Origin of the sequence: Pseudoselenomonas ruminantium (genome assembly GCF_900104055.1) — a bacterium.
In the GTDB taxonomy this organism is placed as follows: Bacteria; Bacillota; Negativicutes; order Selenomonadales; family Selenomonadaceae; genus Selenomonas_A; species Selenomonas_A ruminantium_C.
The window spans coordinates 76,568-91,148 of sequence record NZ_FNJQ01000005.1 but is presented as its reverse complement, the minus strand read 5'-3'; the positions used below and the strand labels follow the sequence as shown (position 1 = coordinate 91,148).

12 protein-coding genes are annotated in these 14,581 nt (G+C 46.5%); all 12 read left to right on the top strand.

The annotated features are described in order from the left end of the window. The first annotated feature begins 2 nt into the window (after positions 1-2). The 12 genes from rfaE1 to BLQ59_RS03705 all read left to right on the top strand — a co-directional run bounded on the left by rfaE1 (position 3) and on the right by BLQ59_RS03705 (position 14,572). Positions 3-980 (top strand): D-glycero-beta-D-manno-heptose-7-phosphate kinase, encoded by a 978-nt coding sequence (gene rfaE1, locus BLQ59_RS03760; protein WP_074571587.1) that lies wholly within the window; start codon positions 3-5, stop codon positions 978-980. A gap of 189 nt (positions 981-1,169) precedes the next feature. Continuing rightward, positions 1,170-2,156 (top strand): ADP-glyceromanno-heptose 6-epimerase, encoded by a 987-nt coding sequence (gene rfaD / locus BLQ59_RS03755; RefSeq protein ID WP_074571586.1) that lies wholly within the window; start codon positions 1,170-1,172, stop codon positions 2,154-2,156. After that, positions 2,140-2,646 (top strand): D-glycero-alpha-D-manno-heptose-1,7-bisphosphate 7-phosphatase, encoded by a 507-nt coding sequence (locus tag BLQ59_RS03750; protein ID WP_074571585.1) that lies wholly within the window; start codon positions 2,140-2,142, stop codon positions 2,644-2,646. Before rfaD ends, BLQ59_RS03750 begins: the two co-directional genes overlap by 17 nt. A 6-nt stretch (positions 2,647-2,652) precedes the next feature. After that, on the top strand, positions 2,653-4,674 hold the full coding sequence (locus tag BLQ59_RS03745; protein ID WP_074571584.1) for an LTA synthase family protein: 2,022 nt from the start codon (positions 2,653-2,655) through the stop codon (positions 4,672-4,674). A gap of 67 nt (positions 4,675-4,741) precedes the next feature. Next, positions 4,742-6,280 (top strand): L-lactate permease, encoded by a 1,539-nt coding sequence (locus BLQ59_RS03740; protein ID WP_081342436.1) that lies wholly within the window; start codon positions 4,742-4,744, stop codon positions 6,278-6,280. Positions 6,281-6,391: 111 nt separating this feature from the next. Continuing rightward, positions 6,392-7,528, top strand: a complete 1,137-nt coding sequence (locus BLQ59_RS03735) for a glycosyltransferase (protein WP_074571583.1) — start codon at positions 6,392-6,394, stop codon at positions 7,526-7,528. 4 nt (positions 7,529-7,532) lie between these two features. Next, positions 7,533-8,309 (top strand): glycosyltransferase family 2 protein, encoded by a 777-nt coding sequence (locus BLQ59_RS03730; RefSeq protein WP_074571582.1) that lies wholly within the window; start codon positions 7,533-7,535, stop codon positions 8,307-8,309. Further along, positions 8,309-9,217, top strand: a complete 909-nt coding sequence (locus BLQ59_RS03725) for a DUF535 family protein (RefSeq protein ID WP_074571581.1) — start codon at positions 8,309-8,311, stop codon at positions 9,215-9,217. Before BLQ59_RS03730 ends, BLQ59_RS03725 begins: the two co-directional genes overlap by 1 nt. A 4-nt stretch (positions 9,218-9,221) precedes the next feature. Continuing rightward, the gene (locus BLQ59_RS03720; RefSeq protein ID WP_074571580.1) at positions 9,222-10,688 is read left to right on the top strand and encodes an ATP-binding protein; all 1,467 of its coding nucleotides are present in this window, start codon (positions 9,222-9,224) and stop codon (positions 10,686-10,688) included. Beyond that, positions 10,685-11,734, top strand: coding sequence for a glycosyltransferase family 9 protein (locus tag BLQ59_RS03715; RefSeq protein ID WP_074571579.1), 1,050 nt, complete (start codon positions 10,685-10,687; stop codon positions 11,732-11,734). Before BLQ59_RS03720 ends, BLQ59_RS03715 begins: the two co-directional genes overlap by 4 nt. Positions 11,735-11,783: 49 nt before the next feature. After that, the gene (locus BLQ59_RS03710) at positions 11,784-12,938 is read left to right on the top strand and encodes a glycosyltransferase family 4 protein (protein ID WP_074571578.1); all 1,155 of its coding nucleotides are present in this window, start codon (positions 11,784-11,786) and stop codon (positions 12,936-12,938) included. Beyond that, the gene (locus BLQ59_RS03705) at positions 12,935-14,572 is read left to right on the top strand and encodes a PIG-L family deacetylase (protein WP_074571577.1); all 1,638 of its coding nucleotides are present in this window, start codon (positions 12,935-12,937) and stop codon (positions 14,570-14,572) included. The genes BLQ59_RS03710 and BLQ59_RS03705 overlap by 4 nt, the downstream gene beginning before the upstream one ends. Positions 14,573-14,581 lie beyond the last annotated feature (9 nt).

Here is a 14,581-nt window from a genome sequence, read left to right as displayed (position 1 = left end):
GGATGGATAAGCAGATAATGTATGACTTTATTGCCCACAAGACTGCGGAGTGCCGTTTGCTGGTAGTGGGCGATGTGATGTTGGATAAGTATTACTATGGCGAAGTGACGCGCATCTCCCCCGAAGCGCCGGTGCCGGTCACCCGTGTGACCAGCCAGCAGGAAACCTTAGGCGGTGCGGCCAATGTGGCGCATAATCTGGCAAGATTGGAATGTCAGATTGGCATTGCTGGTTTTGTGGGGGATGATTATCACTGCCAGAGCCTGACCGATAAATTCACGGCTCGGGGTATCGACTATAAGGGGCTGATTACCACAGATCGTCCTACGACTACTAAACTTAGAGTTATTGGCGGTCATCAGCAGATGATCCGGCTGGACTTTGAAGAAGCCGAGGATGTAACCGGAGCTTTTGCCGACCGGCTCCATAACTTTGTCGCAGCCCGTCTGCAGGAAGGCGTGGATGCGGTAATCATCTCAGATTATGGCAAGGGGGCCTGCACGGCAGAAACCTGTCAGATGATCATTCAGGCGGCCAACGAGCAAGGGGTACCGGTATTGGTAGATCCCAAGGGCACGGACTGGGGAAAGTATAGCGGTGCAGATTACATTACCCCGAACTTCAAGGAACTCAATGCTGTCCTGCCCCAAAAGATCAAGAATCAGGACGAAGCCATTGAACAGGCGGCTCGGTTCGTGATGGATAAATTCGGCATCAAACAGGTGCTGGCTACGCGCTCGGAATTTGGCATGTCGCTGGTGACGAAGGACAGTGCCAAGCATATTCCGACCAAGGCCCAGGAAGTATTCGATGTGTCCGGTGCTGGCGATACGGTTATCGGCGTGTTTGCCTTGGGGCTGGCCGGAGGGCTGGAACCGGAGGTTAGTGCCTATATGGCTAATCTCGCTGCCAGCGTGGTGGTGGCGAAGCTCGGCACATATGCTGTGAGCCGGGAAGAATTGTTAGAGGTATTAAGGTAGTGAGCTGTACCTTTCTTTGGCGCAAAGAAAGGTACCCAAAGAAAACGTGGACTGAAATCCCTTCCGGGGATTTACGTCCACCGGCGCCCGTCCTTGGGCGCCGGGCAACGATATACCATTATTAGCCTTCCCCTTGAGGGGAAGGTGGGCGCGAAGCGCTCGGATGAGGTGTAAAGGGAGGACTATTCAATGATTATCGTAACTGGTGGTGCCGGCTTTATCGGCAGCAATATTGTGAAGGAACTTAATCGTCGTGGACGCACGGACATTCTGGTGGTGGATGACCTCAAGGATGGTCAGAACTACAAGAATCTGCGCGGGCTCAAGTTCATTGACTATCAGCATAAGGACGATTTCCTGCAGAGCATCGAAAACGATGATTTCGATGGCACGGATATCGATGCCGTATTCCATGAGGGCGCTTGCTCCGATACGATGGAATATGATGTGAACTACATGATGCGCGTCAACTATGAATACTCCAAGTCCCTGCTGCACTTCTGCCTGCAGCATCGCATTCCGTTCCTCTATGCATCTTCTGCTTCCACCTATGGCAACGGTAAGAATGGTTTCCGTGAGGGGGATGAGTGCGAGGATGCGCTGAATCCCTATGCATTCTCCAAGCTGGCCTTTGACCGTTATGTGCGTCAGGTGATGCCCGAAGCACATAGTCAGATTGTCGGCCTCAAGTACTTCAACGTCTATGGTCCGCAGGAACATCACAAGGGCAAGATGGCATCCATCTTCTACCAGCTCTACAATCAGGTCAATGAAACGGGCAAGGCCCGCTTGTTCCAGGGTTGGGGTGAGATCAATGGCACGCCGGTCAAAGACGGCGAGCAGCGCCGTGACTTCGTCTATGTCAAGGATGTCGTGAATGTCAATCTCTGGTTCTGGGAAAACAAAGGCCCCAGCGGCATCTATAACTGTGGCACGGGCCATGCTCACACCTATAACGAAGTGGCTGAAGCTGTGATCGAAGCCCTGGGCAAGGGCGAGATCGCTTACCGTGAATTCCCCGAAGTACTCAAGGGCAAATACCAGAATTTCACCGAAGCCGATCCGACAAACCTGCTGTCCGCTGGTTATAACGAAGGCTTCCATGAAATGAAAGAAGCGGTCAAAGAGTATGTGGATTTCCTGAACAAGGGTGGCTACTTTGACTACAACGAATAAAAAGGCCGTATTCTTCGATCGGGATGGCACACTCAATGTCGACATCGCCTACCTGCACCGTCTGGAAGACTTCGTCTGGATAGAAGGTGCCAAAGAGGCAATCAAATACGTCAATGACAAGGGGTATCTGGCCATCCTCGTTACCAATCAGAGTGGTGTGGCCAGAGGATTCTACCCGGAAGAAGATATTCAGGCTGTCTATGATTGGATGAATGCAGAACTGGCAAAGATTGGAGCGCATTTAGATGCGCTCTTTTACTGCCCGCACCATCCGCAGGGAAAAATTCTGCAATATACTAAAGCATGCAACTGCCGAAAGCCTGCTACAGGAATGGTGGATGAAGCCTGCTGCCATTTTCATATCAATCGCGTAAAGTCTTTTTTGGTAGGCGACAGCGATAATGATATGGAATGTGCCCGACGGGCGGGACTGACGGGAATCTATTATGATGGCGGCAATTTATTGACACGGATAAAAGAATACTTGTGAGGAACTATGTTTTTGCAGTTTTATTATGGTATCCAACAGGATTTCAAGTTGATGTTGGTGGCGCCACTTGTTTGTGCGCTGTTCAGGCTGGCGTTTATTCTGGTTTATGCGCCGAATAAAAATCCCCGTGGACATTGGAAAAAATGGCTGATGTGCTTCAGCTATGGTTTTTGGTGGGGGATGGACTTCAATGCCTATGTATTCCTCTTTTCGCTGGTGTTGGTATCTCTGCTAGGTGCTTTCTTCCCCGGGTATTATGCCCTAGGAGATGAGGTGCGTTGTTATGGTTTGCTGGGATATCTGGCTGTGATTTATACAGCCTTTATGGGAAAGATGATTTTTTACTATCATTTTCATGATACCTACAATGTGACCATCAAACTCGGAGGTAAGGCGGACAAGAAGAATCTTTTGGATATTTTCTTTCATCAAAATCATGGCGCTTTGATTTTGTTGGGCTATTTGCCTTATTTGTGGCTTTGTCATAAGGCTATTACCTGGCTGCTTAGCTTGCCGCTTCTGCCATATTGGACATTAGCAGAACGCTGGCAACAGTACGGCTTGAATGCTTTTGTTTTCATTTCTGCGGGAATCGTGTTCTACTGGTTTCGCTATGGGGGAACGTTGAATCATCGTCATAAACCAGAATTTGATGAAGTTCCTGATGTGGTGAAAAACGATATATTTTTCGGCAAAGCTGTGGTGGATGATTTGGTTGCGTTTGAACTAGCTTGCAAGAAAAAGGTCAGTGCCTCACTCACCCATGATGATGATACTTCAGCGCACTTGATGCAGCCATTATTAGGGAGGATCATTACGGTTTCAGATTCGCCCTTGCAATATTTCAGGCGGCAGGCTAAAGGGGCGAGAATATCCAAACCAAGTCATATTTTTTTCCTGTTGGGGGAAAGCCATACGCAGGTTGGCTTGGATTCGCTTTATGCCAATCTGCACCTGATGGATGCCAGCAAGAAGTTTCGGGAAAATCCCCATACGATCGCCATCAATAACTTTCTGTCGGCAGGGATGACTTCGCGCCCGTCCTTAGTGAGTTTGTTGTCAGGCGTATATGATGCTAATCTACAGCTTAATGAGCGGGAACTTTTTTGGCATAAGACCGTTTCTACTGCATTGCCGTTGCAGATGAAGAAGCTTGGTTATCGGACGGAATTTTGGTATGGCGGTGGACTGAATCATGGCAGCATGCAGCATTTTGTACCGGCAACTGGTTTTGACGCCTGCCATGCTGGTCCCGATATCTGTGGGAAAAAAGCTCCTGCTACATGGCTGGGCGTTTATGACCATATATTCTTAGCAAGGGCTGCAGAGCTCATCGCTGCAGCTGATGAGGGGCCAACGCTGCATTTTCTGTATACCACATCGAATCACGGTCCTTGGCGTATGCCATTTTGCAAATATGGTTTTGATGCTGACAGGATTATGCCGGATATTCCCAAAGCTTTGCGGCGGGATGCAAAAGTGATGCGGAAGCTGGCTGCAGCCTGGTATGCGGATCAAGCGTTGTTGAAATTTGTGTGTGATATGCAAAAGGTCTTTCCGGACAGTTTGTTTATTTTGACCGGTGATCATTCGGCAGGCCTGATCCCTTATCAATACGATTTGGTGAACCGCCGGGAACCGTCAATGCGTGAGTGTGTTATGACAACCTTTGCCATCCATCATCCGGAATTGATGCCGGGGGGGTTGGCTGGGAATACTATTGGAGGACATATGAATATCCTGCCTACGTTGGTAGAACTCATTGCTCCTCAGGGGTATGAGTATGAGTCATTGTTCCCTTCCTTGACAGAACCCATTGATCATGTTGTGACCCCTTACTGCTGGCTGACAAAAGAGCGCGTGGGGGATTATAGCCTTGGTTCGCAATCCTTAGCGGTTAGCAGTGATATGTTGCCATTACAACGTGAGGATAGAAGCTTTGCTGAAGAGAGGGCGGCTTATTGTGAGATTACGGGCTGGTTGGTCAGACATCCGGAACAATTGATGAAAGGATTTCCTGAAGTGTAAACAGGAAAAAACATTCCTGTGGCGAATAATCCCTTTAAAAGAAGATTCTGAAAAAGGGGGGATTATTGTGACTCTGCTGTTTTTGGCTGTGCTGCCAATTCTATGGCTGATCGTGGCACTTTCCGGTCTGAAAATGGCGGCGTGGAAAGCCTGCCCGGTGGCATTGTTGCTATCGCTGCTTGCCAGTGTGTCCTATTTTGGTATGCCGGCTGATTATATGGCCAGTGCTTTTTTGGAGGGGACAGCCCTGGCCTGTTGGCCCATCTTGCTTATTATTACAGCGACGATTTATACCTATCATTTATCGGTGCATACAGGTGGCATGGAAACAATCAAGGCCATGTTGAATTCTGTCAGCAGTGATTATCGGGTGTTGATTCTCCTGATTGCCTTTGGTTTTGGTGGATTTTTGGAAGGGATGGCCGGATTTGGGACTGCGGTGGCGATTCCGGCCAGCATGTTGGCCGGAATGGGCATTAATCCGGTCAGTGCTGTGGCTGTTTGCCTGGTAGCTAACTTCGTCCCTTCAGCGTATGGTTCTATCGGCATCCCACTCGTGACTTTGTCGGGAATCATGGGGACGGATGCTGCCCAGTTGGCTACTTATGTGGCATTGCAGATCGGCATTTTAGGTTTGCTTTGTCCGTTTCTGATGGTTGTCATCGCGGGCGGCGGCTTGAAGGCTCTAAGAGGAATGATCCCTGTGTGCGCGGCGGCAGGTATCAGCTATGTGTTGGCCCAACTGCTCGTGTCTTATTTCATGGGCCCGGAGCTGGCAGGTGTGGCGGGGGCCCTTTGTACTATGGGGGCCATTATCGGCACAGTCAGATTGTTCCCATTGGAAGATTCATACTATGTACTGCAGCGGGCAGAGATGCCAACGGTGACAAAGAATCAGGCCTTTTTGGCCTGGCTTCCCTTTTTGTTGATTTTTGTCCTGTTGTTGCTGACCAGTAAGCTTGTGCCGACCATCTATGATTCCATTTCACAGGTTCGCACATCTATATTGATTTATAAGGGCGAAGGTGGCAGTCCATATACTTTCCATTGGATTGCTACGCCTGGCATGGTAATCTTCTTTGCTACCTTTGTCAGTGGCTTTATTCAGAAAATAGCTCTGGTGGATATGCTGCAGGTGTTGGGAAAGACGATGCGAAGCTTGCGCCCGACCTTTATCACCATCATTTCCATTATTGCCACGGCCAAAGTTATGGGGTATAGTGGCATGACCACGACAATTGCGGATAATACCGTAGCAGCTACAGGTTTGCTGTATCCCGCGATTGCGGCTTTTATCGGCTCGGTTGGCGGTTTTATCACCGGTTCAGCGACGAGTACCTGTATTTTGTTGGGGAAATTGCAGATGGATGCTGCGATTGCCATAGGTGCGCCGTTGAATACGCAGATTTGGATTGCCGCTGCTAATGCCACTGGGGCTTGCGCGGGGAAACTCATTGCTCCGCAGAGTATTGCCATCGGCGTGGCGGCTATCGGTATGGCTGGCAAAGGCAGTGAAAGCCAGCTTCTGGCTCTGGGGATGAAAGTTTATCTGCCTTTCATCACCTTGCTAGGCCTGTTGGTTTACTTTGGTGGTAGGTTGTTATAGGATCATAGGGAAATAAAATATATCAATCCGCACAGAATGTGCGGATTTTTTTATGGGTATGTGGTAAAATTAAGTGTTAGATAAATTTTGGACGGAAAAGGGAGTTCCATAATGCGCATTGGAATTTTTGAGAATATCATGACACCCGGCGGTCATGAGGTGGATTTTGACCGAATTATCGTGGAAGAGATGCAGAAGCGTGGTCATGAGGTCTGCTTCTATGTGCCGGAGGGGTTTCAATTCAGTTTTGACTATCATGTGCCGGTGCATGAACTGCATGGAGAGGTCGTTTCTTATAGTGGCGTGACCGGTCTGAGGAAACTGGCACGCACTGTAAAACGGGAATGGAACCGCATGAGCTGGTATCGTCAGCTCTATGAGGTGGCGTTGCGAGGCGAAGTGGATGCGCTGATTGTCCCTACGTCCACTTACCGCTATCTGCGGGCGCTGGCCAAAAGCCGGTTGCGAAAATCGCCTGTGCCTATCATCTTTATCTTGCATGGCATCAATCCCGGAGAAGCCCCGAAATTTTTACGGGAGGCAGACAAGCTGGCAGCTTGCAAGAATATCCGCCCAACTGTGCTGACTTTTAGTGAGGATATCTTTGGGGAAAAACGCAGCAATATCCGCACGATTTATCCGCCCACTTTTACGCCACGGGATATCGAGGTAAAGCCTCCGCACAATGATGTGCTGACGATAGGATTCTTCGGCCAGTACCGCCGGGAGAAAAGGTTAGAGGACTTCCTGAAGGTTTATCTGCAGGGACATTATAACCGTCCGGTAAAACTTTTCGTGCAGGGCGCAACCATGCATCCCGAGGATGCTGAGGACTTTGAACGCATTATCCAAAAGTATAAGGGGACGGAAGGTATAGATTTCCTGCACAAGGGGCTTATCGGCAAAGAATGGCAGCAGGCCATTGCCGGGATTGATGTACTTCTGATGCCTTATTCTGCGCCGCGCTACCTTTATCATTGGGGTGGCATGCTCTTTACGGCTATCGGCTATCAGAAACCGGTCATTGCCAGTGACGATATGAACCCGGAAGTATTTGCGGCATATAATATAGGACAGTGTTTCAAAAGCGGTGATATGCAATCGCTTCATGACGTATTGGAGGATGTCATCAATACCTATGATGACAGGAAGAATATCTACCAGACTGAGTTGGCCAGAGCAGGCAGGGAATATTCTCCGGAGGCTTTTGCCCAGCGCTTGGAACAGATATGGAATGAGGAAAGGTGACAAGATGACAGCGGATGTATCCGTGTTGATACTAGCAAAAAATGAGGAAAAAAATATTGCCGATTGCATTAAGAGTGTGCAATTTGCGGCCGAGGTTATCGTGATCGATGACTTCAGTACGGACAAGACGGCAGAAATCAGTGCATCGCTGGGAGCAAAGGTTGTACAGCATGCGCTGGCTGGTAACTGGGGGGCACAGCAGACCTTCGCCATCCAGCAGGCAACGCATCCTTGGATTTATTTTTTGGATGCAGATGAACGGGTGTCCAAAAAGCTGGCGGCAAAAATCATCGAATTAGTCCAAAAAGATGACAGAAGATATGCTTATTGTAATGCCCGCTTGAATTACTTCTGGGAGCAGCCCTTGCGTCATGGTGGCTGGTTCCCGGATTATGTGGTGCGTCTTGTTCCGGCAAAAGGCACTTATGTGACGGGCTTCGTGCATCCGCAGTTCCACCATGACTATGAAGAAGTGAAGCTGCCCACAGAGGAATATATCATCCATTATCCTTATCGGGATTGGAACCATTACTTCAACAAGCTGAATTTCTACACGACATTGGCGGCAGAAAAGATGCAGGAACAGGGCAAGAAAGCACACATTTGGGATTTTGTCTTACATCCATTTTGGGCAAGTTTTCGCATGTTGTTCTTGCGCCTGGGCTTTATGGATGGACGGATAGGCTTTGTGCTGGCCTGCTTTCACTATTTCTATACGATGGCCAAGTATGTGAAACTGTATTATTTGAATAAGACTAATAATCATGTAGGGGATGAATGATGTTTTTAGAGATATATAAGCTCGGTAAACGTATCTATGACCTGAGCAACTGGAGAGAAATGCACCGCTTTGTGGTTTTTATGGCGCGGGTGTTGTTGAATTTTTCAGCGATAGGAAAACTTTATAATTGGTTTAAAGATGATGAACAGCGTTTTTCCATCTTGGAAAAGAACCCGTTTTTGATTGAGCAGGCAACCAGAGCTTTTTTTTATGCGGGTTCCCGCCTGGAAGAACGCGTGAGTTTGATTTGTAATCATATTGAGCTATTGCAAAGCAGATTCCAATCTGAATGGGGCAAGCGTTTAGCAGCATATGATTCTTGCTATAAAATCTGGAAATCAAAAGAAGAAGATATCAATTGGTATGCACAGCTGACAATGGAACCAGGTCAACGTAAGGAAGGTTTGTTGTCGGTAATGATGTTACTGGATGGCAACCCGCTGTATCAAATCATTTTTTGGCTGGACAAGGATAAAAATGGCGATGCTTCCATGTGGATTGGTGCTATGCAGGGCCCGAATATGGAGGATGCTAGAGATATCATCAAGGATATCACGAAACGGTCTTACCGATATCGTACAAAGAATCTTATTTTATATATGACGATGGCGGTAGCAAGGGCACTCAAAGTAAAACACATTTATGCCGTTTCTAACGAAGGGTACTATGCGATGAACCATGCTCGGCGTGATCGGAAATTGAAGACGGATTTTGGTGAGTTTTGGGAAGAAGCTGGCGGTCATAAGACAGAGGACGCAAGATTTTACGAGGTTCCTCTGATAGAACCGCGCAAGACTATGGAAGAAGTTCCTACCCGCAAACGGGCAGTATATCGAAAGCGCTTTGCGTTTCAGGATGATGTAGATGATCAGATTGGGACAAATATGAAAAAGATACTACGAGGATAAGTTTATGTTTAATCCGGATGATATCAAAGAATTGCAATATTCTACAGAAAAGCAGATAATTGACAGAAAATCGGCCAGAATATCAGCTCGTGATTTTGCAATCCCCGTTGTAGCTATGGCTAATGCTGATGGTGGCTATCTGGTTATTGGTATAGAAGATGATGGGATGATAAGCGGGATTGATGCATATGAGAAGAATCTCAATGAACTTTTACGTGTTCCTTTTGATTATTGTATTCCCTCTGTGACAGTTGAAACGAAAACGTTTGTTGTAACGGATAAAGATGGGCAAGCGAATCATGTTTTGAGGATGCATGTTTTACCGTCTGCGCAGGTGATTGCTAATCAGGCAGATGATGTTTTTCTGCGTGTGGGGGATAGAAGCAAGAAATTGAATTTTGAACAGCGGCTTCAGTTGGTGTATGCTAAAGGAGTACGGTATTTTGAAGACCAACCGGTAGCCGGGGCAGATTTGTCCGATATAGATTGGAATTTTGTAGCAAAATACATTGAAAAAATTGGCTATACGAAGGGCAGTGCAGAGTTTTACCTGCGACATAATCATGACTTCATAACTACAGCAGATGGGAAAGATAGAATATCGGGAGCAGCAATCCTGTTGTTCGGCGTTAATCCGCAACGTTTTTTTCCTCGCGCACGTGTCCGCTTTATTCGTTATGAAGGAAAAACAGCAGAGGTCGGCGACAGGATGAATGTTGTGAAAGATGTGAAGTTTTCTGGTCGCATTTTGGAACAGGCACAGGCTGCAATAGCGTTTATGAAGACACAGATCAGAGAGTATACAAGTCTGCGTGAGGGGGCTGTGTTTAAGACAATACCTGAGTATCCGGAATTTTGTTGGACGGAATTGATTGTAAATGCGATTGCACATCGCGATTACAGCATAAAGGGCACGGATATTCAGATCAAAATGTTTGATGATCACTTTTGTGTTGAGAGTCCAGGGGTTTTGCCTGGGATGGTTCGAATCGATAATATAAGGGAGTTTCATTTTAGCCGCAACCCTAAGATCGTTGAATTGTTGAATGAATATGATCTGGTCAAAGAGTTTGGAGAAGGTGTGGATCGAGTTTTTCGTGATATGCTGGAGGCTGGCCTGCCAGAACCCAATTATAAGCAGAGTGAATTTATGCTCAATGCGGAACTAAGGAACAAGTTTTGGGGTACCCCCCAAGATACCCCCCAAGATACCCCCCAAGATACCCCCCAAGATACCGTGGATGATGATGCGGAAAAAGTGCTGGCTTTTTGCTGGCAGGCAAGAAGCCGACAAGAAATCATGGATTATATGAAGATGACAGACCGGAAGAATTTTAATCGTCGGTACTTGAAACCGTTACTAGAGTCTGGACATTTGCGCATGACTCTCCCTGAAAAACCCACAAGCAAGTATCAAAAGTACGTAACGGCAGTCGGTGAGAAAATGGAAGGTGTGCTGGTAAAAGAATGAAGCAGTATAAGAATATCCTGGTCAATGCACTGGTGAATCTTGGCGATGTGGTGTTGACGACCAGCGCGATAGCCTTGCTGAAGAAAGCATATCCACAGGCTCGAATTACTATGTTGGTAAAGCCTGTGGTACGGGAGGCTGTGGAAAATAACCCGCTGATTGATGAAGTCATGGTATTTCAGTACAAGGCAAAGGATAATTCTCTTGGTAAGATGATGGCTATGGTCAAGGATATCAAGTCCCGTCATTTTGACTTATCCATTTCCTTTGACCGCAAACTGCGGCCAGCGCTTCTTTGTTGGCTGGCAGGAATTCCGACACGCGTTGGCCCGGATAAAGTTTTTGATGATAAGCCTAGCCGGGTGACCTGGTTGTACACGCATGTGATGCATATCTCGCACAATCTGGATGCTACGCTGCAGGCAGAAACCTATCAGACGATTATTCGCAAATTTACGGGATTGAAAGATCATGCTGAACCGGTGTTTGCCCGTATTACGGATGAGGCAGAGAAAAAAGTTGAGAACATGTTTTCCCAGTTACCACAGGCCGAAAAACGCATTGCCCTGTGTGTAAAGGGAACGTTTGAACTAAAGACATGGCCGAAAGAGTACTTTGTTGAAGTGGTGGATGCTTTGGCTGAGCACTATGATGCAGCCTTCTTTATCGTAGGTGCGCCGAATGATCGGGCATACGCAGATGAGGTAATAGCCGCCATGCATCAGCCGGTCATGAATTTTTGCGGGGAAACGAGTTTGGTGGATTTGGCCGCAATTATTCGGAAAGCTGACCTGTTGATCACTGTGGATACTGGAGCCACACATATCGCTGCTACCACAGGCGTGAAAATGGTTACTATGTATGGCTGTACCAGCCCGGATCGCTGGCATCCCATCAACGATAATGCCAGGGTGCTTACCAGCCGGGAGGCTTGCTGCCCTTGCAGTGTGAGAGCAGATGCTTGTCCGAGCAATCCTAAGCCAAACTGTTTGTGGCATATTACACCGGAGATGGTTAAGACGGAATGTATGGCTTTGTTGAATTAGTTTTATGCAGATATTTTGATGATTTGGTGATGAATTTGGAGAATTTGGTATGAATATCGGCCTGTTTATAAAGGATTTTGCTGTAGGCAAGAAATTCTCTAAAGATGGTCGCCCTACTAAGAGTGGGGCAGAGTTTCATGGAGAAAATCATGCTTTGCAGCTTATAAAGCGTGGTCATAAGGTTACGATTATGGCCAAAAAACGTTATTGGTTTACCCAAGCGCGTGAAACAATCAAGGGAATTGACTTGGTGCGTCTGCATGCGCCGTTTCGTTGGCTGGAAATCATTATTCGCTTGCTGACTACGCACCGTCATCTCGATGCCTTTTATATTATTGGAACGCCTAAATTTGCAGTTTGGGTTATCCTGTATGCAAAATTGATGAAGAAGCCCGTTACATTAGCCCTTACTGCAAAAGCTGAAATTTTTCGGACAGAGGATAGCTGGCGTAATAAAATTCTGGCATCCTGCAATAATTATGTGGCGACAACACATGAAATCCGTGATGGGTATATTGCGCAGGCACATGTGCCTGCTGAGAAGGTTACGGTATTGGCACATGGTGTAGATATGAAGAAATATACACCGTTGCTGCCGGAGAGGCGAAATGAATTGCGCCTGGAAAACAATTTAGCCGCTGATACGGATGTACTGCTTTTTTGTGCTAGAATTGTCGAGAATAAGGGGATTGCGACCTTATTGCAAGTATGGCCTATTGTCCATGCCAAGCGTCCTAAAGCCAAATTGTTTGTTGTAGGTGGCGGGCAAACGGAATTGATTACTCAATTGAAACAAATGGCTGAAGAAACAGATAGAAGTGTGGTGGTAACTGGAGAAGTGGAAGCCCCACAAGTTTATTACCAAATGGCAGATATCTATATTTTCCCGTCCTGGCATGAGGCTTTGCCTACTTCGCTCATTGAGGCTATGGCAAGTGGTCTGGTTCCTGTGACTTCAGATATAGGTGGCTGCGATGACTTGGCTTTTGATGGTCAGACTGGTTATCGTGTTCCGGTCAAAGATGCACAGGCTTATGCAGAAAAAATCATTTATCTGTTTGACCATCCGGAAGAACGTCAACAGCTTCGTGCGAATGCGATGGCATTGGTTAGACGGCTTTGTGACTATGACTATGTTATTGACAAATTGTATGAGATTATTGCAAACCCCGATATCGAGGGAAAGGATTATTTACGGCCATGAGCGACAAGGTAGCGAATTCTTTTTTTCAGCAGGATTACCATGGTGTACGGGTGCTGGTATTAGCGCCACATCCGGATGATGAAATCAATGTAGCTGGGAATATGATTTACAGCTTAGGTCATATGGGGGCAGAAGTATTCGTTTTATATAGTACGAATGGTGATTTTGACTGTCCACCGGAAAAACGTTTTGCTGAAGTGGAAGACGCGCTGGAATTATTAGGTGTGGATGCGGATCATTATGCATTGCTAGGTTATGGCGATACTTATAATGGTTCAGGCAAGCCTCAGCATGTTTACCATGCTCAAACGACGATGTGTTCACCAGCTGGGCATAGGGAAACTTATGGGATAACGGGACATGAGGATTATCATTTTATAAAACATGGTCAGCATAGTGCGTATACGAAAGCTAATTTTCTGAGTGATTTACAGGAATATATATTGGATATCCAAGCAGAGATTATTTTTTGTGTAGACTTCGATTTGCATGCGGATCATCGGGCTTTATCCTTAGCGTTTGAACAGGCTATGGAAAATATATTGAGCCGTAAGGATAATGCTTATTATCCGACTGTGTATAAGCGATTTGCCTATGCGACGGGATTTACGGCAATACGAGATTTTTCGGCCATGAATCTGCAGGAGACCAAAAGACCTGTGGCGGGGAAAGTAGAGTCTTATCATTATGATTTAGTGGATAAATCTGTATATCAATGGGATAAGCGTGTGCGCTTTCCTGTGCATAGCAATTTAAGAAAAGGACTGTTTAAAGAAAATCCTTTGGCGCAGGCAATATTTAGGCATTCATCACAGCATAATGAAAAGAATGCGTATGGTTTGCTCAATAGTGATGAGATTTTTTGGGAACGCCGCACCGATGATTTGGCCTGCAAGGCGGAGATCACTGCGAGTTCTGGCAATGTCCAGCCGATGCGTGCTTTCTTAAGGTTGCATCCAATGGACATCAATGCAGAAATTCCGCGATGGCAGCATGAATTGTGGCGGCCAGAACAAGGAGACAAAGCCAAACAACTGCATTATCAATGGGAACAACCGCAAACAATAGAACAGATCTGCTTATATGGGGCAATGTGTGATACGGTTTCTGTTAAGGAGATCCGTATAATGTTCCCGGATGGAGAGATTCTTACGGTGGGACCTCTTCCGATAGATGGTGCTCCGTTAGTCGTTGATGTGAATAAAAAAGATGTTTTGGCTTTAACGATACAATTAAATAGCATGGTTGGAGAATATGGCGGATTATCTGCTTGTGAAATATTCCCGTCAAGGTTTGGCAAAACAATCATCAAGCCGTTTGTGAAAATAACGTTAGATGATAATTTTGTCTATAATTATGGATGTCAAAAGGATGACAGGGAAATACAACTGTCGTGTTATAAATATGGAACGTCACAGGCTGTCAGCTATGAAGTGCTATCAGGAAATGCGCAAATTGTAGAGGAGAGATTGATTTGGGATGATAATGGGCCGGTAACATTAAAAGCAGTACTGGTTGATGATTCATCGGTATATGATATAGCAGTGCTTTACCGATGGGGGATAAAAGATAGGCTGATAAATACGATAAGGAACTTTGCCAATAGATTATATATTAAATGGGTTAAAGCATAGGCGATAGGA